Here is a 17,416-nt window from a genome sequence, read left to right on the forward strand (position 1 = left end):
TCGGGTGCGCACGTCGCACGGAGTCAGCGGTCAGGAGCCGAGCGTCACCTCGGTGAGCAGGCCGTCCGGTCCGAGCTCGAGCGCGAGATCCAGCTCCAGCCGGCGCAGGAACGCGTCGTCGTGGCTCACCACGAGCACGGCCCCGCGATACGCGCGCAGCGCCTGCACCACCTGGTCGACCGTGTCGAGGTCGAGGTTGTTGGTCGGCTCGTCGAGCACCACGAGGTGCGGAGCCGGATCGGCCAGCAGCAGCGCCGCCAGCGCGACCCGGAACCGCTCCCCGCCCGACAGGGCGCCGACCGGCCGGTCCATCGCCGCACCGCGGATGAGGAACCGGGCGAGCCGGTTGCGCAGCTCCTTCTCCGGGATCTCCGGCGCACGCGCCGCGACGTTCTGCACGACGGTGGCGTTCTCGTCCAGACCGTCGATCCGCTGCGGCAGATACCCGATGCGGTCGGTGTGTGCGACCGTTCTCAGGAGGGATTCTTCGGATCCGCGGAGATCGGAGCCGCCGTCCGTCGAACGGGCGATCGATCCTGAGAACGGATCCGCGGGCGGCTCCGCAGGCGACTCGGTCGCGTCGGCTCCGGCATCGCGGACCAGCCGGCGCAGCAGCGTCGTCTTGCCCACGCCGTTGCGGCCGATCAGGGCGATCCGCTCGGGACCCTGGATGGTCCAGGATCGCTCCGCGTCGCCGATCGTCGCGATGCGCCGGCTGCGCGAGACGCCCGGATCCGGCAGCTCGATCTTCATCGTGGCGTCGTCCCGCACCCGCCGGCCGGCCTCGTCGAGGGCGGCGCGGGCCGTGCCCTCCTTCTCGGCGACCTCGGTGCGCAGCTTCCCAGCGGAGACCTGCGCGGCCATCTTCCGGCCGTTCATGACGATCTTCGGCTCGCGCTTCTGCTCGTACGCCTTCTTCGCCATCTGCGACCGGGTCGCGAGCTTCAGCTCGGCCTCGATGCGCTGACGCTTCTCCTTCTTGAAGGCCTGCTTGGCGTCGCGCTCCGCCTGCCGCGCCGCATCCTGTTCGGCGTCCAGCCAGGCGCGCCAGGCGGAGTAGGGTCCGCCGAACACGCTGAGCTCCTGCTCGTACAGCTCCGCGGTGTCGTCCATCAGCTCCAGCAGGGTCACGTCGTGGCTGACCACGACGAGCGTGCCGCGCCAGGAGCGCACCATCTCGCCGAGTCGCGCGCGGGCGTCCCGGTCGAGGTTGTTGGTGGGTTCGTCGAGGAGGGTGATCGGCGCCCGGCGCGCGCGGATGCCCGCGATCGCGACGAGCACCGCCTCGCCGCCGGACAGCTCGCCGACGGTGCGGTCGAGGAACGACGGATCCAGCCCCGCCTCGGCGAGCGCCGCCTCGGCCCGCGCCTCGACGTCCCAGTCGTCGCCGACCTCGTCGAAGCGGGCAGGGTCGACGTCGCCGGCCGCGATCGCGCGCACCGCGTCGAGGGCGCGCGCCACGCCGAGCAGGTCGGCCACGCGGGCGTGCGTGTCGAGGGTGAGTCGCTGCGGCAGGTACGCCACGTCGCCGGTCGCGGTGATGCGGCCGGACGTCGGGGCGAGCTCGCCGGCGATGAGCCGGAGCAGCGTCGACTTGCCGGATCCGTTGCGTCCGACGAGGCCGGTGCGGCCGGTGCCGAACGCGCCGGAGACCGCATCGAGCGCGGTGGATCCGTCGGGCCAGCGGAAGGTGACGCGGTCGAGCACGACCGCGGAAGACAGAATCGGTGATGACATGGGGCGACTCCCGGAAGTGTTCGGGTGCGCTGATGCCGGATCCGTCCGGGAGGTCGCCGTCGGGCGGGTCGTCACGAAGGGGACGATCTCTCGGATCGGAGATGCCTGTGCCGCAGCAAGCGAGGGGCAGGAAGGAGCGTCGGATCAGCGCGTGGATGGAACGCGGAGGCGACGACTCAGATCAAGGGACTTCCTAACACGGCGGACAGGACCCGGATGACGATACCGGCAGGACGATCCGGATGCAACCCGGGCGTGTCGCGGCTCGACGCAGGGGCTGGCTCGGCCCCGGATCCGTCGTGCGGGGATGCCGACCGCCGAGAGTGGACGTAGCCTGAAGCCATGGTGGAGCAGCGACCCGGATCCGGCGAGACGATGCGACCGGTGGGGCTCGGCGCCGGGCTCGCGATCGGCATCGGCGTGGGAGTGGGTCTCGGCGGAGCGCTGCACAACACCGGCACGGGGGTCGCGGTCGGGCTCGTTCTCGGTGCCGCCGTCATGGTGCTGTCCACGTGGGCGGGCACGCGCCGGGATCGGGAGGAGCAGCGGCGGCGCGCGGAAGCAGCCAGCACCGCCGAACCGGGCGTCGCGGCGGATCCCTCCGACGCGGAGCCGGATCAGCCGTCCGCGGGCCCCCGAGACGACGGCGCCTGAGACGCCGGCGCCTGAACCGAGGCCAGCCAGCCGTCGAGGAACCGCCGCACGTCGGCCAGTTCGTCCTCCGAGACGCTGTGCGTGAGGCCCGGGTACACCCGTCCCGTCAGCTCGGCGTGATCGGGCAGCCACTGCGCGGTGTGGTCCACGAGCGCGGGCGGGATGACGTCGTCATGCGTGCCCCGACCCCAGAAGACGGGCGTGCGGCGCTCGCGCAGCGCGTCGTCGCCGGCGAGGTCGCCGGGGGCCGCATAGCCGCTGAGATTCACGACTGCCGCGATGCGCTCCGGCGCCCGCCGCATCGCCTGCAGCGCCACGGAGGCGCCCTGCGAGAAGCCGAGCAGCGCGATCGACGGCGCCGACCCGGCCTCGCTCTCGAGCCAGCGCAGGACCGCATCAGCGGCGGCGGTCACGGAGGCGGGATCCCGCCGCTCGAGCTCGTCGATGGGGTACCACGAGCGGCCCGGCATCGGCCACGGCGCCGGCAGCGGCGCGGGCAGCGAGGCGACCGCAGCTCCCTCGGGCAGGAACGGGACGAGGGCGAACAGGTCGCGCTCATCGGATCCGTACCCGTGCAGCAGCACGAGCAGCGGCAGCCCCTCGTCACGGCGCGCCCCGCGCACCGCCTCGCGATCGATGTCCACGGGTTCGGCCATGCCTCCATCCTGCCCCAGGGCGCCGACGTCGCGGTCGCCGGGCCGGGAGGCCGTGGTCGCGGGAGAGGCCATGGGCGCGGCCACGTCGTCGTCCACGGGAGACGCTGATAGAAAGGGACCATGGCGGTACGCACACCCGACCCCGATCCGGCCGACGACGACGGCCTCCCCGACGCGCTGTCGAGTGCGCTGCCCGCCGGGTTCGGCGGCCTCGGCGCCTCCGGCGGAGCGAATCCCGGCTGGCTCACCGACTTCGAGCTCGCCCAGGCGCGCCGCCGGCTGCCGATGCTCTACGTCGAGGCGGTGCCGGTGCGCACGGACGGATCCGGCGTGGTCACCGACATCGGGATTCTGCTGCGCGCGACGCCGCTCGGCGAGATCACCCGCACGATCGTGTCCGGGCGGGTGCGCTACGGCGAGACCGTGCGCGACGCGCTGTTCCGGCACCTGGAGAACGACCTCGGCCCGATGGCGTTCCCGATGCTGCCGCCGTCCCCGCAGCCCTTCACGGTGGCGGAGTACTTCCCGCTCCCGGGCGTCAGCGCGTATCACGACGACCGCCAGCACGCCGTCTCGCTGGCCTTCGTCGTGCCGGTGACGGGCACCTGCGAGCCGCGCCAGGACGCGCTCGAGGTGACCTGGTTCACCCCCGAGGAGGCCGCGAGCGACGCGCTCGCCGCCGAGATGGAGGGCGGCCGCGGCACGCTCATCCGTCAGGCGCTCGCCCACCTCGGCCTGCTGCGCTGAGATCGTATCCGGATCCGCTCAGACGGGATCCGGATCCGCTCGGATCCGGGCTAGCGGCTCGTCTCCCGCGCGACGAGCGCGACCAGCGCGTCGATGTCCTCCTCGGCCGTGTCGAAGCCGCACATCCAGCGCACCTCGTTGCGGGCCGCATCCCAGTCGTAGAACCGGAAGGTCTCGCGCAGGCGGTCGGCGACGCCGTCGGGGAGCGTCGCGAAGACACCGTTGGACTGGGTCGGCTGGGTGAACCCGACGCCCTGGATGGATCCGTCGGCGATGCCGGCCTCGAGGGACGAGCGCAGGCGCTGGGCCATGGCGTTCGCGTGCCGCGCGTTGCGCAGCCACAGGTCGCCCTCGAGCAGCGCGATGAGCTGCGCCGAGACGAAGCGCATCTTCGAGGCGAGCTGCATGTTGAACTTGCGGGAGTAGACGAGGCCGTCCGCCGCCCCGGGCGTGAGCACCACGATCGCCTCGCCGAGCATGGCGCCGTTCTTGGTGCCGCCGAAGCTCAGCACGTCGACGCCGACGTCGCGGGTGAAGGCGCGCAGCGGCAGATCGAGCGCGGCCGCCGCGTTGGACAGGCGCGCGCCGTCGAGGTGCAGCTTCATGCCGCGCTCGTGCGCGTGATCGGCGAGCGCCCGGATCTCGTCGGCGGTGTAGAGGGTGCCGACCTCGGTGGACTGGGTGATCGAGACCACCAGCGGCTGGGCGCGGTGCTCGTCGCCCCACCCCCACGCCTCGCGGTCCACGAGCTCGGGGGTGAGCTTGCCGTCCTCGGTGGGCGCCGACAGGATCTTGAACCCGCCGATGCGCTCGGGGGCGCCGCCTTCATCGACGTTGATGTGGGCGGTCGATGCCGCGATCACCGCGCCCCAGCGGGGCAGCATCGCCTGCAGCCCGGTGACGTTCGCGCCGGTGCCGTTGAACACCGGGAAGGCCTCGACACCCTCGCCGAAGTGCTGCTGGAACACCTCCTGCAGACGCTCGGTGTACAGATCCTCGCCGTACGCGATCTGGTGGCCGCCGTTGGCCGCCGTGATCGCCGCGAGCACCTCGGGGTGGATGCCGGAGTAGTTGTCGGATGCGAAGCCCCGGATCGCGGGGTCGTGCTCGATGTTCACCGATCAAGTCTATTCGGCGGCGTGCCCCGGCCCGTGCCGTCGGCTGCCCGTCGACACGCTGACGACAGTGCCGCGCATCGCGCGCGCGAACGGGCGGGCGCGGCGCCTTGACCCGTCCCGGTGGGTACGGGAGCATTCGAGGCGTGAGCCGAGCAGCCGACGACCCGCAGCCCCCGACCCCTGAGCGGAGGGATCCGCAGATCCTGTCCGCGGAACGGCTGAAGGCGTTCATCGACGCCGTCGTCGCGATCGCCATGACGCTGCTCATCCTGCCGCTCATGGAGAGCGTGGTGGAGATGGGGAGGGAGCACCGCAGCGTGCCGGAGTACCTCCGGGAGGACTACGGCCAGCTCATCAGCTTCGCCATGAGCTTCCTGCTGATCGCCACCTTCTGGATCACGCACCATCGCATCTTCGATCGGGTCGAACGCACGACGAACGCCCTCGTCTGGCTCCAGGTGGCCTGGATGTTCACCATCGTGTGGCTGCCGGTCCCCACCGCGATGCTCGGATCCATGCCGACGGACGCCATCCAGAAGGTGCTCTACATCGGCACTCTCCTCGTGACCGCCCTGCTGCTGCTCGGAACGCGACTCTACCTCCGAGCGCATCCGGAACTGCATGACATCGAGGAAGCGGCGCTGCGCTACGGAATCGCGGTCGAGATCGTGCTGTGCTGCCTGTTCGCGCTGTCGCTCGCGGTCGCCGTTCTCGTGCCGGCGATCGGCTACTTCGCGATGTTCCTCATGCTGCTCTCGGGCCCGGCGCAGGCGGTCATCAGCCGTCGTGGAGGGCGACGGCGACCGGCCTGAGCGCGGCTCCGGGTCAGGCCACGTCGGCGATGCGGTCGTTGAGCTCGGCCGCGTCCTCGTCCCACAGGGCGACGATGCGCGCGGCGACGGCGCCGATCACGTCGTCCAGGCTGCGCACGCGGAGCACTACGGCGGCGGCGCGCAGGGGCTCCCCGGTGTCCCGCGCGGCCTTGGCGAACCCCTGGGCGACCGCGCGGGTCCACGCCTCGCTCGCGGCCTTCACCGCGGCGTAGTTCGCGCCCCCGGCGAGCGGTCGTGCGACGGCCGTCGAGGAGAGGATCGCGAACCGGCCGGCCTCGGAGGCGCGCAGATCCGCGTCGAAGGCGCGGCTCGTCACCCGCACGGCCGTGAACGCCTGCTCGAGCGCGCGGTAGTCCTCCTCGGTCTGGCCGGCCAGGCCGCCGCCGCCCCGCCAGCCGCCGACGAGCGGGACCAGTCCATCCACCCGTACGCCGTCGGCCGCGAGCCGGTCGGCGAGGGCGGCGACCTCGGCCTCGTTCGTCAGGGAGCAGCGCTCGACGCGGATCGAGCCGGTGCCGGAGCCGGCCGAGGCATCCGTGGCCGGGCGCGCGGCGGCAGCGAGGGCGTCGAGCTTGCCCTGATCCCTGCCGACGGCGATCACGCACGCCCCGGCGGCGAGCAGGGCCCGCGCGATCACGAGGCCCGAGGGGCTCGTGGCCCCGGCGAGGAGGACGGTGCGTCCTGCGACGGTCATGCGGTGCTCCTTCGTGTCGGACCGCCTCGCCTCAGCGGATGGCTGACGGAACGGCGGATGGCGGGAGACCCCGGATCGATTCTGCATCCATCCGGGATGTCTCCCGCCATCGTGCGCCGGATCAGGATCCGGATCCTGGTCAGTCGTCGGTGCCGCGGATGCCGACGGTCGACTCGATGACCGGCTTCATCTTCTTGTCGAGCGTCTCGAAGAACATCGACAGCGGGAACTCGTCGTCCAGAACCGCGTCGGTGTAGCCCTTGGGAGCGCCGGCGAGGATCTCGTCGGACAGGCCGCGGGCCCACTGCGAGGCCGGGTGCGGGGTCAGGGTGCCGCGGACGAGGTCGTAGGCGGCGAGCCAGTGCGCGGTCTTCGGGCGGTCGATCGAGTGCCAGTACAGGTCGTCGATCGCGTCGCCCAGCGCCACGACCGCGTCCGGGACGTTCTCCCAGTCGAAGGCGAGCGCGGTGTCGGTCCAGTGCAGAACGCCGCGCTGGTGCAGCCACGCGAACAGCAGCTGGCCGCCGACGGCGTCGTAGTTGCGCACGCGGGTGCCGGTGATCGCGAACCGGAAGATGCGGTCGAAGATCACGGCGTACTGCACCAGGTGCGCGTAGTCGTGCATCTCCTGCTCGGTCGCGGTCAGCTGCTCGCCGGCCGCGATCCGGGCGTCGAAGGCGCGCTCGATCTTCACGGACTCGCGGAACGCGGTCATGTCGCAGCGCATCTCCTCGAGGGAGTACAGGAAGAACGGCATCCGCTGCTTGATCATGAACGGGTCGAACGGCAGGTCGCCGCGCATGTGGGTGCGGTCGTGGATGATGTCCCACATCACGAACGTCTTCTCGGCGAGTTCCTGGTCGTCGAGCATGGCGGCGGCGCGCTCGGGCAGTTCGAGGTTCGTGATCTCGCTCGCGGCGCGCACGACGCGGCGGTAGCGGGCGGCCTCGCGATCCTGGAAGATGGCGCCCCAGGTGAACGAGGGGATCTCGCGCATCGCGACCGTCTCGGGGAACAGCACGGCGGAGTTGGTGTCGTATCCGGGCGTGAAGTCGATCAGGCGCAGCGACACGAACAGCTTGTTGCCGTAGTCGCCCGCCTCCAGGTCGGCGATGAACTCGGGCCAGATGGTCTCGACGATGAGCGCCTCGACGAGGCGGTCGCTCGAGCCGTTCTGGGTGTACATCGGGAACACGACGAGGTGACGGATCCCGTCGACGCGGTGCTGCTGGGGCTGGAACGCGACGAGCGAGTCGAGGAAGTCGGGCACGCCGAAGCCCTCGTCGGCCCAGCGCTGGAAGTCCTTGACCGAGGCCTCGAGGTACTCGGCGTCGTGGGGGAACGCGGGAGTCAGCGCGCGGATGCCGGCGATGATCGCGGCGACGTGGGCGCGGGCGGCGTCGTGATCGTCGGCGTTCGGGACGGATCCGTCCTTGATCTGCAGCGGGCGCATCGCGATGGCGGCGTCCTTGAGCAGCTTCCAGGCGGCGGACTGCTCGGCGGTGGAAGCGTCCTCGACGACCTCGGGCTCGCCGATGAGAGCGTTGCTGGTGGTGATGAGGGACATCGGGACCTCCGATCGGGGGAACGGCAGGAAATATTCCTGCGATATGACTTTGTCTCAGGTATTATTCCAGACATGGACGATCCTGTCGACCTCGCGATCCTCGCCGCCCTCTCTCGGGACGGGCGCGCCACGCTCGCGCAGCTCTCCGAGGCCGCGGGGCTGTCGGTGTCCGCCGTGCAGTCGCGGCTGAAGCGCCTGGAGTCGCGGGGTGCGATCACGGGCTACCGGCCCGTGATCGACGCGGAGGCCGTGGGCAAACCGCTGTCCGCGTTCATCGAGATCACCCCGCTCGACCCCGCCCAGCCCGACAACGCGCCAGAGCTGCTCGAGCACCTCGATGCCATCGAGGCGTGCCACTCGATCGCGGGCGACGCGAGCTACATGCTGTTCGTGCGGGTCGCCTCCCCGCGCGCGCTGGAGCAGCTCGTGCGCGACATCCGCCTCGCCGCGAACGTCAGCACCCGCACCACCGTGGTGCTGCAGACGTTCTACGAGCACCGACCGATCGTGCCGGCCGTCGACTGACCGCCGATCCGCCCCCCTCGTTCGCTAGCGTGTCGGGATGGATAGAGGGGAGAAGCCGCCGCGCCGCCGGCTCGGCTGCGCGGGTGCTCTCGTCCTCATCCTCTCCGGGCTGCTTCTGCTGATGCTCGGCGGGTGCACCACGATCGTGCTGCAGAACGATGCCGCCGCGCGGTCCGTGGCGGATCGACTGTCGGCCCTGCCGCTGCCGCCGGGGGCGCAGCGCGTGGCTGTGGCGTCGAAGGCGGGCAAGCTCGTGGGCAACGGCAACGGCATGCAGTACGTGGGTGCGATGCTCATCCGCAGCGCGGCGGAGCCCGCGACCGTGGTCTCGTTCTACGAGGGGCAGCCTGAGGTCGGATCCGGTATCGCGGTGACCCGGTCTGTCGAGCTCGGCGCGTCCGACAGTGCCGTGGTGGGAGACCTCGTCGGAGTGTCCGGTCGGTCGGACGAGTACGTGGTGTACGCCTGGGGCTCTCCGCCCAGCTGGTTCCACGCAGACGTCGACCTCCGCGGGCACTAGACGCCGGGGACGAGGCTGACGACGCTCGCGAGGGGCCAATAGGGTGGCTGAATGAGCTCGAACTCCCCGCGTGTCGTGGCCGTTCGCAACGGGCGAGTGCAGCACAGCGGGTCCTGGCTCTACGTCTGGATCGATGTCGACACCGGCGAAGTCGCCTACGTGGGTGGCACGGGCGTCGATCCGGAGCTGCGCGCCTACCTGCATGTCACGAGTGAGGATCCTGAGATCGGGCGTGTGCGAGCAACGGTGCCCGGGTACGACGAGCGGGACTTCGATGTCCTTGCGTTCGAGCTAGCGGATGACGTCCACCGGCCGGCGGCGAAGCGGGCGCTGACCGCATGTCTCACCGACCGAGGAGCCACGAGCGAATTGCGCGAAGTGATCGATCCGATCGTCCAGGCCGTGTTCGCGCACCGCGCGAGTGCAGGCCGAGAATCGGCATCTTCGTGAGTTCTCGACTTCCTGAAGTGGTTCGCCGCGCGCTCGTGGTTCGTCAGGCTTCTTACGGCGCCTGATTCTCGTCAGCCCATGGGTCGGTGAACGAGACGGGCTTTCCTGCGGCGCGGGCGTACGAGATCTCCCTGCGGGTCGACTCTCCGACGTACCCGCCGGGGTTGACGATCAGGACTCTGTCGGCCAGGTCGATCTTCGAGAGGTGCAGCGCGCCCAACAGCGTCTTCTGTTCGTTCGAGATGGTCGTGTCCGCTTCTTCTGGTGCGAGGACGATGAAGCCCGCGAAAGTCAGCTCGCGATTCGCCGCACGGATCTCTTGGACGAACCGGGTGGAACCGCAGATGCAGACGATCTCAGGCCGCTCGCTCATGGTGGGCAGTCTTTCAGAGCGCGTCACCGCCTCGGTGACAGAAGCCTCGGTGTCAGAACGGGGCGGATTCATCGGGTGGTGGATCCGGTTCGTGGATGGTGAAGGTCACCGGTGGGGGTGGTTTGTCGATGTAGCTCGCCCCGGTCGGGCTCGTCCATTCGAGGACCCCGGCGCCGAGCTGTTTCACCTTCCATTCGGTCTGGTGTTTCAGGACGTGGTGCCGTCGGCAGAGCCCGCCCAGGTTTCCCTCCTCCGTGGCGCCGCCGAACGCCGCGTCGATCGTGTGGTCGAGGTCCTGGGTGACGGGTGGGAGTCCGCAGGTGATGAACCGGCACCGGGCATCCCTGGCATGGAGGAGCCGCCGCAGGTCGGCGTTGGGCCGGTACCGGTCGACGGCGAGGATCGCCCCTGTCACCGGATGGGTCAGCACCCGCTCCCACGCCGCGGCCCGCCGGCGAGGAGGCGGGCGGTCTCGGTGTCGATGGGTTGCCCGCCCGCGAGTTCGGCGGGCTGTTCGGTGCGGACCCGGAACGGCGACCGCAGGTAGGAGTGGGGCGTGCCAGTGTCGGGTGCCATCGCCGTGAATGCGGGGATCGTGACTTCCACCCGCGCCTGGATCGCGGACAGCAGTCCGGCGGTGGTGTCGTGGCCGGACGGGGTGCCGGTGAGGAGGGTGTCCGCGCAGAGGTCGGCCCGCAGCTGGTCGAGGGAGCGGTCGTCGTCCGGATCGCCGATCCCTTCGGGATCGACGACACCGCTCGAGTCCGGGGCCGTTCCCGCGGCGGCGTCTTTCGCGGCCTTCGCGTTGGCGGTCTTCAGCAGGCGGGCTTGTTGGGTGAGTCGGTCGAAGATCCCGTCGATCACCGCCGCCGAGTGCACGATCCCCAGCGCCTTCTGTCCGTCGGGGAGTTCCTCCCGCCACACGATCCGCTTCTCCTGCGCCTCCCGATGCCGCTCAGTGAGGCTGCGCGGCGTCAACCGTTCGGCGATGCGTTCCACGATCCGCTTCGCCCGATGCGGCGTCTCACCCTCGCACGCGGCCACCGCGGCCTGCTCGAACTCCGCCCGCACCTCATCATCGAGGCGCGCCGCCGTGTACTGAATCAGCCGGACATGCGCGGTGTTGATCCGCGCGTTGCTGAACGCCTGCATCGTGATCGGGTACCGGCTCATCAGCTCTGCCGCGCGTGCCATCCGCCCCTGCACGACCCGGTCCGACATGTGCAGCACCGCCGCCAACTCGGCCGCCACGCTGCGAGCGGCCAGATCCACCGCCTCACCCCGCACCGGGCCGGAAGCCGAAGCGAGGTCCTCCGCGAGGCGTTGCGCGACGGCCAGGTGCGCGTCCCGCACCGCCTGCAACCGGATGATCGACGCCTCCGTCGCCGCCACACCCGACGTGACCATGGCCAGAACAGCGACCGGATCCACCGGGTCGACCCCGGGATCCTGAACCATGCCCACTGCGTTCGTCATGCCCCCATTCAACTCGGGGCCACCGACATTCCAGGCCGGAAAAGTACCAGATCAGATCTGAGAAACATCACAGTTCCATCACAACGCAGGAGCCTCTCGGGAGATCCTCGCGATCACGCGCGCACGGCAGTCAGATCCGCCACCGGATCCCGCCTCGGACGTCACGAGACCCGGCGTCGATCGGGGCCCATAGGCTGGGTCCGTGACGGACACGGCGATCCAGGGCAGCACGGCGCACGAGATCGCCGACTCCATCCGCGCCCTGATCGCGTCCGGCGTGCTCGCGCCGGGGGAGAGCCTGCCCACCGTGCGCGGCCTCGCCGACCGCCTGGGCGTGAACCGCAACACGGTCGCCGCGGCGTACCGGACTCTCGCCCGGGCCGGCGCCGTGGAGAGCCGCGGCCGCGGCGGCACCGTGGTCACCGAGCCCCTCCGCACCGAGGAGGAGGGGTTCGCGGCGGAGACCGTGCTGCGCGACCTCGGCAGCGGCAACCCGGATCCGGATCTTCTGCCGCTGCCCGTGCTCGCCGAGGTCGACCTGCGCACCCCGGCGCTCTACGGCGACGCCCTCATCGACGAGGGCCTGCGGGCCTGGGCCACGGCGTGGCTCGAGGAGGCGGAGCCGGGGCGCCCCTTCGAACTGTCGGTGACGTCAGGGGCGGTCGACGCACTCGAGCGGCTGCTCGTCGCCTCCCTGGCGCACGGCGACGTGGTGGGCCTCGAGGATCCGTGCTTCCTGTCCAGCATCAACGTCGTCCGGCTCGGCGGGTACCGCCCGGTCGGGATCCCGCTCGACGACGAGGGCATGACCGTCGCGGGCCTGCGCGCCGCGATCGATGCCGGCGCCCGCACGGTGGTCTGCACGCCCCGAGCGCACAACCCCACGGGGATCAGCCTCACCGCGGCACGCGCGGCTGAGCTGCGCGCGGTGTTCGCCGAAGCGCCGCACGTGCTCATCATCGAGGACGACCACTACTCCCTGCTGTCGCGACGGCCCTATCACTCGGTGATCCCGGAGGGGCATCCGCGCTGGGCGCTGGTGCGCTCGATGTCGAAGTTCCTGGGCCCCGACCTGCGGCTCGCGCTGCTGGCATCGGATCCGGACACGGCCGCCCAGCTGCGCACGCGGCTGTCACCGGGAAAGACGTGGGTGAGCCGGATCCTGCAGCGCGTCGCGGTCGGCATGCTCGATCACCCGGAGACCCCCGCCGCGCTCGAGCGCGCCGGCGCGCACTACGCCGAACGCGGCGACGCCCTGCGCGCGCTGCTGCGCGAGCGAGGGATCACGGTGCGCGGCGACGACGGGCTCAACGTGTGGGTCGAGTGCGGCGTGGACGCCCGCTCCGTGTCCGAGGCGATGATGCGCCGCGGTTGGCTGGTGCGCACGGGCGGCGGGTTCCTGCTCGAACCGGACGAGGCGTCGCCGCAGATCCGGCTCACCGCGCACACCCTCGACGACGCGGAGCTGCGCACGCTCGCCGACGACCTGCGCGCCGCGATCGACGACGCCCGCCGCCGCTGACGGCTCGGCGGATCCGGATCCCTGACCGCGAGACTGCAACCACACGACGAGACTGCAACACGGTGCTGCAGTCTCGTTGCTCAGTTGCAGTCTCGCGGGCTGGAAGCGCGAAGCACGCCGGATCCGGGCGAGCGGCTCGGCGAGGGCCATAACCGCCGCCGCTAGGATTCGGGCGTGGCGAACCGCAACACGAACCGCAGCACGAAGAACGGCAAGAGCAAGAAGACCGCCCCGGCGTCCGCGCGCCCGGCGACGCGCGGAAAGTCCGGCAACCCGGCCAAGCGCCCGGTGGAGCAGCTGCGCCCGGTCACGCTGGGGGACTGGATCGGCGCCGCCCGCCCGCGCACCCTGCCCCTCGCCGTCGCGCCCGTGCTCGTCGGCACCGGCGCCGCACGCCTCGGCGATCCGCAGTTCCACTGGGTGATCGCGCTCGCCTGCCTCGCGGTCGCCGTGTGCCTGCAGATCGGCGTCAACTTCACGAACGACTACAGCGACGGCGTGCGCGGCACCGACGCGCACCGAGTCGGCCCCGCCCGGCTCACCGCCTCGGGCCGGGTGAGCGCGAAGAGCGTGCTGTACACCGGCCTCGCCTTCTTCGCGCTTGCGGCGATCGTCGGCCTGGGCATCGTGATCCGCACGCAGCAGTGGTGGATGATCGCGGTCGGCGCGGTGTGCATCGTGGCGGCCTGGTTCTACACCGGAGGCAAGCGCCCGTACGGCTACAACGCGCTCGGCGAGGTCTTCGTCTTCGTGTTCTTCGGCCTCGTCGCGACGCTCGGCACCACGTGGGTGCAGTCGCTGAAGCTGCCTCAAGAAGCCTGGATCGGGGCCGTCGCGGTCGGACTCTTCGCCTGCGCCGTGCTGCTGGCCAACAACCTCCGCGACATCGACCAGGATCGCCTCGTCGGAAAGCGCACCCTCACCGTCGTGATCGGCCGGCGCGCCACGCAGGTCCTGTACACGCTGTTCGTGATCCTGCCGTTCCTGGGGCTCGTGCTGCTGGCGCTGTTCTATCCGGTCGCGTGGGTCGGCCTGCTGGCCCTGCTCGCAGTGCTGCCCGCCCTGGTGATCGTGTGGGCGTACCGTAAGCCGATGGAGCTGGTGATCGCGCTCGCGCTCACGTCGCTCGGCACGCTGCTGTACGCCGGGGCGCTGCTCTGGGCCTTCATCACCCCGGCCGTGTGACGCCGCGCGAGGGCTTCAGCGCGCCGGCGGAGCATGCTGTCCAGGCTGCGCCCACCAGGTGCATAGAGTCCTTTCGTAGGATTCAGAGCATGCCTCTGAGTTCGTCGCGCCCGTCCGCGCCCCCGGAGACTGCATCTGATCACTCACGGACGCGTCGCATCCGTCGCGGCATCGCGAAGGCAGGCGCCCTGATCGTGATCGGCGCCGCGCTCGCCGGCGGGCTCGCCGCCTGCTCGAGCGATCCGGTCGCCGACCAGTACCGCAGCGGCGACAACAAGGGCTACATCGGATCCGATGGCATGCGCGTCGAGGAGATCAAGCCCGCCGACCGCAGCAAGCCGGTCACGTTCGGGGGCACGCTCGAGAACGGCAAGAAGTTCAGCAGCACGGACATCGCGGGGGACGTCGCCGTCGTGAACTTCTGGTACGCCGCCTGCGGCCCGTGCCGCGTGGAGGCGAAGGATCTGCAGAGCGTCTGGCAGAAGTTCGACGGGAAGGGCGTCTCGTTCGTGGGCGTCAACACCTACGACCAGCCCGGCACAGCCTCCGCGTTCAACGAGAAGTACGGCGTGACCTATCCGAGCATCATCGACGTGAACACCGGCGACGCGAAGCTCGCCTTCGCAGAGGTCACCTCGATCCAGGCCACCCCGACCACCCTCGTCCTCGACAAGCAGGGCCGCGTCGCGGCGCGCGTGATCGGCCCGATCGGATCCGCTTCCATCCTGGAGACCCTCGTCCAGGACGCGCTGGACGAGAAGTGAGCACCCAGTCGTGAACATCGACGCCATCGTCGGAACCGGCGCGCTCTGGGCGGCCGTGCCCGTCGCCATGCTCGCCGGGCTCCTGTCGTTCCTCTCGCCCTGCGTGCTGCCTCTCGTGCCCGGCTATCTCGGCTTCGTCGGCGGTGCGGTGAGCGGATCCGCCCGACGTCAGGACGGGACGACCGACGCGCCGACCCGTCGGCAGATGGTGCTCGGCGTGCTGCTGTTCATCCTGGGCTTCACCGTGGTGTTCATCCTCATGGCGGTCGTCGGCGGCGCCGCCGGCGTGTTCCTGCTGCGCTGGGGCGACGTGATCACGCGCGTGCTCGGCGCGGTCATCATCGTGATGGGCCTCGTCTTCATCGGCGTCTTCGGCGTCGCGCAGCGCACCATCCGGATGAACGTGTCGGGCAAGGCCGGGCTCATCGGCGCGCCGCTGCTCGGGATCGCGCTGGGCATCGGGTGGAGCCCGTGCCTGAGCCCCACGCTGTCGGCGATCGTCGCGCTGTCCGTGAATGTCGGCGACGTGAGCCGCGCCGTGTGGCTGGGCGTGGCCTATTCGCTCGGGCTCGGCGTGCCGTTCCTGCTCGTCGCGCTCGGCTTCGGCTGGGCGACGCGGTCGGTGTCGTTCCTGCGCCGCCACGTGCGCGTCGTGAACATCGTCGGCGGCGCGCTGCTCATCGTGCTGGGCCTGCTCATGGTCACAGGCATCTGGAAGGCGATCATGTCGAGCATCGGGGCGGTGGTCGGCAGTGTCGAACTCCCGCTCTGACCAGTCCGCGACCCTCCGAGACCCGCAGGGGCCGAACGTGAAGAAGAACGACCCGAAGACGCTTCGACAGGCTCAGCGACCGGCCGAGGAGCGCGCGGCGGATCCGCTGCGCCCCAGCGACCACGTCGACGGATCCGGCGACGGCATCGAATCGCCCCGCCTCGGGGTGGTCGGCTGGCTGCGCTGGGGCTGGCGGCAGCTCACCAGCATGCGCACCGCCCTCGTGCTGCTGCTCATCCTCGCGATCGCGGCGATCCCCGGCTCGATCTTCCCGCAGCGGATGGCGGATCCGAACGGCGTCACGCAGTACAAGGTCGACCACCCGGATCTGTTCCCGGTCATGGACTCGCTGCAGCTGTTCGACGTCTACCTGTCGGCATGGTTCTCGGCGATCTACCTGCTCCTGTTCCTGTCGCTGGTCGGCTGTGTGATCCCGCGCATCAAGCACCACTTCAAGGCGCTGCGCTCCCGCCCGCCCCGCACCCCCGTGCACCTGTCCCGGCTCGACGATCACCGCCGGGCGGTGCGGACGGTCTCCGGATCCGATGCGCAGGCGGCCGCAGCCGAGGCGATCGCGATCGCGGAGAAGCAGCTGCGCGCGCTGCGCTACCGCGTGGAGCGCTATGACGACAAGCGCGGGTTCTCGGTCTCGGCCGAGCGCGGCTACGCCCGGGAGACCGGCAACCTGCTGTTCCACCTCGCCCTCGTCGGCGTGCTGATCTCGGTGGGCGTGGGGGGCAGCTTCGCCTACACGGGGCAGCGGGTGGTCGTGCAGGGCACGAGCTTCGTGAACACGCTGCTGGACTACTCGTCGATGAACCGCGGCCGGTTCGTCTCCGACGACGCCCTCGCGCCCTACCGGATGACGCTGGACTCGTTCGACGTCACGTATCAGCCGTTCGAGCAGGGCAGTCCGTCCTCGGGCCTCGCCGGCGACTTCTCCGCGAACGTCACCGTCTCGGAGCCCGGCCAGAAGCCGCACGATGCCTCGGTGCGGGTGAATCACCCGCTGGGGATCGCCGGGGACCGGGTCTACCTGCTCGGCAACGGCTACGCGCCCACGATCACCGTGAAGAACGCGAAGGGCGAGGTCGTGTACCACGACTCCGTCCCGTTCCTGCCGCAGAACAACAGCACCATGATGTCGATCGGGATCGTCAAGGTCACCGACGGGCTGCCGCAGCAGCTCGGCCTGCAGGGCTTCTTCTATCCGACCGCGGCACCGCTGACGACCGGCGCGCTCACCTCGGTCTATCCGGCCCTGATCAACCCGACGCTCACACTCAACGTGTACGCCGGAGACCTGGGCATCGACGACGGCACGCCCCGATCGGTGTATGTGCTCGACACGGCCGGGATGACCCAGCTCACCGGCGGCAAGACCGGCGTGAAGCCGATCGAGCTGGCGCCGGGGGAGACCACCGCCCTGCCGAACGGCATGGGCACCATCACGTTCGAGAACGAGGCGCCGCAGGGGGCGAAGGACTACGCGCAGTCGGTGAAGCGCTACGTGTCGCTGCAGATCCACCACGATCCCTCCGAGCAGTGGGTGCTCGTGTTCGCGGCGCTCGCCGTACTCGGACTCGTGCTGGCGCTGTTCGTGCCGCGCCGCCGGATGTGGGTGAAGGCCGTCGTCGTCGACGGGGCCGTGCACCTGGAGTACGCCGGTCTCGCGCGCGGTGAGGATCCGACCCTGGCTGCGGCGGTCGACGACCTGCGCGACGGACATGCCCGCCTGCTCGACGCCGCCGGGACCACTGCGGCGGCGGAGACCAGCCATGACTCTGAGCCCGATGACAGCGGAAAACCGCGGAAGTAGGCTG

At 70.6% G+C, this 17,416-nt stretch carries 19 protein-coding genes; 11 read left to right on the plus strand and 8 right to left on the minus strand.

All coding sequences use genetic code 11. The annotated features are described in order from the left end of the window. Window positions 1-30: 30 nt before the first annotated feature. Window positions 31-1,737 carry an ABC-F family ATP-binding cassette domain-containing protein gene (locus tag ACYQ1L_RS03740; RefSeq protein WP_460002918.1) on the minus strand — a complete coding sequence of 569 codons (1,707 nt, stop codon included), beginning with the start codon at window positions 1,735-1,737 and terminating at the stop codon, window positions 31-33. Between the two features lie 342 nt (window positions 1,738-2,079). Between ACYQ1L_RS03740 and ACYQ1L_RS03745 the strand changes: the two genes are divergently transcribed. After that, window positions 2,080-2,391 (plus strand): hypothetical protein, encoded by a 312-nt coding sequence (locus ACYQ1L_RS03745; RefSeq protein ID WP_460002919.1) that lies wholly within the window; start codon window positions 2,080-2,082, stop codon window positions 2,389-2,391. On the opposite strand, the gene ACYQ1L_RS03750 is transcribed toward ACYQ1L_RS03745, so the two are convergent. Beyond that, window positions 2,355-3,047, minus strand: a complete 693-nt coding sequence (locus ACYQ1L_RS03750; RefSeq protein ID WP_460002920.1) for an alpha/beta hydrolase — start codon at window positions 3,045-3,047, stop codon at window positions 2,355-2,357. The two genes, ACYQ1L_RS03745 and ACYQ1L_RS03750, sit on opposite strands and share 37 nt — an antisense overlap. 120 nt (window positions 3,048-3,167) lie before the next feature. Here ACYQ1L_RS03750 and ACYQ1L_RS03755 point away from each other — a divergent pair, with 120 nt between their 5' ends. After that, window positions 3,168-3,794, plus strand: a complete 627-nt coding sequence (locus ACYQ1L_RS03755) for an NUDIX hydrolase family protein (RefSeq protein ID WP_460002921.1) — start codon at window positions 3,168-3,170, stop codon at window positions 3,792-3,794. Between the two features lie 50 nt (window positions 3,795-3,844). Here ACYQ1L_RS03755 and ACYQ1L_RS03760 read toward each other — a convergent pair whose 3' ends face one another. Further along, a complete protein-coding gene (locus ACYQ1L_RS03760; protein ID WP_460002922.1) occupies window positions 3,845-4,912 on the minus strand; it encodes a threonine aldolase family protein in 1,068 nt (355 codons plus the stop codon). Window positions 4,913-5,055: 143 nt separating this feature from the next. Between ACYQ1L_RS03760 and ACYQ1L_RS03765 the strand changes: the two genes are divergently transcribed. Further along, window positions 5,056-5,724 carry a TMEM175 family protein gene (locus ACYQ1L_RS03765; protein ID WP_460002923.1) on the plus strand — a complete coding sequence of 223 codons (669 nt, stop codon included), beginning with the start codon at window positions 5,056-5,058 and terminating at the stop codon, window positions 5,722-5,724. Window positions 5,725-5,737: 13 nt separating this feature from the next. Here the strand turns inward: ACYQ1L_RS03765 and ACYQ1L_RS03770 are convergent, their stop codons facing one another. Then, a complete protein-coding gene (locus ACYQ1L_RS03770; protein WP_460002924.1) occupies window positions 5,738-6,439 on the minus strand; it encodes an SDR family NAD(P)-dependent oxidoreductase in 702 nt (233 codons plus the stop codon). Between the two features lie 139 nt (window positions 6,440-6,578). Further along, complete coding sequence (locus tag ACYQ1L_RS03775) at window positions 6,579-8,006, minus strand: DUF6421 family protein (RefSeq protein ID WP_460002925.1); 1,428 nt, start codon at window positions 8,004-8,006, stop codon at window positions 6,579-6,581. 72 nt (window positions 8,007-8,078) lie between these two features. Here ACYQ1L_RS03775 and ACYQ1L_RS03780 point away from each other — a divergent pair, with 72 nt between their 5' ends. From ACYQ1L_RS03780 to ACYQ1L_RS03790, 3 genes are read left to right on the plus strand one after another with little or no spacing between them, the layout of a single operon-like run. Continuing rightward, entirely contained in the window at window positions 8,079-8,531 is a 453-nt protein-coding gene (locus tag ACYQ1L_RS03780) for an Lrp/AsnC family transcriptional regulator (RefSeq protein WP_460002926.1), read from the plus strand. 37 nt (window positions 8,532-8,568) lie between these two features. Continuing rightward, window positions 8,569-9,051 carry a hypothetical protein gene (locus ACYQ1L_RS03785; protein WP_460002927.1) on the plus strand — a complete coding sequence of 161 codons (483 nt, stop codon included), beginning with the start codon at window positions 8,569-8,571 and terminating at the stop codon, window positions 9,049-9,051. Between the two features lie 51 nt (window positions 9,052-9,102). Then, window positions 9,103-9,501 (plus strand): hypothetical protein, encoded by a 399-nt coding sequence (locus ACYQ1L_RS03790; protein ID WP_460002928.1) that lies wholly within the window; start codon window positions 9,103-9,105, stop codon window positions 9,499-9,501. Window positions 9,502-9,553: 52 nt separating this feature from the next. Here ACYQ1L_RS03790 and ACYQ1L_RS03795 read toward each other — a convergent pair whose 3' ends face one another. Genes ACYQ1L_RS03795 through ACYQ1L_RS03805 form a run of 3 tightly spaced genes read right to left on the minus strand, consistent with a single transcriptional unit; the run spans window position 9,554 to window position 11,350 of the window. Then, entirely contained in the window at window positions 9,554-9,946 is a 393-nt protein-coding gene (locus tag ACYQ1L_RS03795; protein WP_460002929.1) for a hypothetical protein, read from the minus strand. Continuing rightward, the gene (locus ACYQ1L_RS03800) at window positions 9,927-10,304 is read right to left on the minus strand and encodes an HNH endonuclease signature motif containing protein (protein WP_460002930.1); all 378 of its coding nucleotides are present in this window, start codon (window positions 10,302-10,304) and stop codon (window positions 9,927-9,929) included. The genes ACYQ1L_RS03795 and ACYQ1L_RS03800 overlap by 20 nt, the downstream gene beginning before the upstream one ends. Next, window positions 10,298-11,350, minus strand: a complete 1,053-nt coding sequence (locus tag ACYQ1L_RS03805; RefSeq protein ID WP_460002931.1) for a DUF222 domain-containing protein — start codon at window positions 11,348-11,350, stop codon at window positions 10,298-10,300. The genes ACYQ1L_RS03800 and ACYQ1L_RS03805 overlap by 7 nt, the downstream gene beginning before the upstream one ends. A 202-nt stretch (window positions 11,351-11,552) precedes the next feature. Here ACYQ1L_RS03805 and ACYQ1L_RS03810 point away from each other — a divergent pair, with 202 nt between their 5' ends. The 5 genes from ACYQ1L_RS03810 to resB all read left to right on the plus strand — a co-directional run bounded on the left by ACYQ1L_RS03810 (window position 11,553) and on the right by resB (window position 17,412). After that, a complete protein-coding gene (locus ACYQ1L_RS03810; protein WP_460002932.1) occupies window positions 11,553-12,872 on the plus strand; it encodes an aminotransferase class I/II-fold pyridoxal phosphate-dependent enzyme in 1,320 nt (439 codons plus the stop codon). A 174-nt stretch (window positions 12,873-13,046) separates the two neighbouring features. Then, complete coding sequence (locus ACYQ1L_RS03815; RefSeq protein ID WP_460002933.1) at window positions 13,047-14,057, plus strand: 1,4-dihydroxy-2-naphthoate polyprenyltransferase; 1,011 nt, start codon at window positions 13,047-13,049, stop codon at window positions 14,055-14,057. An 89-nt stretch (window positions 14,058-14,146) separates the two neighbouring features. Next, complete coding sequence (locus ACYQ1L_RS03820; protein ID WP_460002934.1) at window positions 14,147-14,821, plus strand: TlpA family protein disulfide reductase; 675 nt, start codon at window positions 14,147-14,149, stop codon at window positions 14,819-14,821. 10 nt (window positions 14,822-14,831) lie between these two features. Next, window positions 14,832-15,593 carry a cytochrome c biogenesis CcdA family protein gene (locus tag ACYQ1L_RS03825; RefSeq protein WP_460002935.1) on the plus strand — a complete coding sequence of 254 codons (762 nt, stop codon included), beginning with the start codon at window positions 14,832-14,834 and terminating at the stop codon, window positions 15,591-15,593. 37 nt (window positions 15,594-15,630) lie between these two features. Continuing rightward, complete coding sequence (gene resB / locus ACYQ1L_RS03830; RefSeq protein WP_460002936.1) at window positions 15,631-17,412, plus strand: cytochrome c biogenesis protein ResB; 1,782 nt, start codon at window positions 15,631-15,633, stop codon at window positions 17,410-17,412. Window positions 17,413-17,416 lie beyond the last annotated feature (4 nt).

The sequence above is a fragment of the Microbacterium xylanilyticum genome, from assembly GCF_054654695.1.

Coding starts and splice junctions, on each gene's coding strand:
- ACYQ1L_RS03795 (WP_460002929.1), bottom strand. CDS start 9,946: ATGAATCCGCCCCGTTCTGACACCGAGGCTTCTGTCACCGAGGCGGTG.
- ACYQ1L_RS03790 (WP_460002928.1), top strand. CDS start 9,103: ATGAGCTCGAACTCCCCGCGTGTCGTGGCCGTTCGCAACGGGCGAGTG.
- ACYQ1L_RS03770 (WP_460002924.1), bottom strand. CDS start 6,439: ATGACCGTCGCAGGACGCACCGTCCTCCTCGCCGGGGCCACGAGCCCC.
- ACYQ1L_RS03745 (WP_460002919.1), top strand. CDS start 2,080: ATGGTGGAGCAGCGACCCGGATCCGGCGAGACGATGCGACCGGTGGGG.
- ACYQ1L_RS03785 (WP_460002927.1), top strand. CDS start 8,569: ATGGATAGAGGGGAGAAGCCGCCGCGCCGCCGGCTCGGCTGCGCGGGT.
- ACYQ1L_RS03740 (WP_460002918.1), bottom strand. CDS start 1,737: ATGTCATCACCGATTCTGTCTTCCGCGGTCGTGCTCGACCGCGTCACC.
- ACYQ1L_RS03750 (WP_460002920.1), bottom strand. CDS start 3,047: ATGGCCGAACCCGTGGACATCGATCGCGAGGCGGTGCGCGGGGCGCGC.
- ACYQ1L_RS03755 (WP_460002921.1), top strand. CDS start 3,168: ATGGCGGTACGCACACCCGACCCCGATCCGGCCGACGACGACGGCCTC.
- ACYQ1L_RS03805 (WP_460002931.1), bottom strand. CDS start 11,350: ATGACGAACGCAGTGGGCATGGTTCAGGATCCCGGGGTCGACCCGGTG.
- ACYQ1L_RS03820 (WP_460002934.1), top strand. CDS start 14,147: ATGCCTCTGAGTTCGTCGCGCCCGTCCGCGCCCCCGGAGACTGCATCT.
- ACYQ1L_RS03775 (WP_460002925.1), bottom strand. CDS start 8,006: ATGTCCCTCATCACCACCAGCAACGCTCTCATCGGCGAGCCCGAGGTC.
- ACYQ1L_RS03780 (WP_460002926.1), top strand. CDS start 8,079: ATGGACGATCCTGTCGACCTCGCGATCCTCGCCGCCCTCTCTCGGGAC.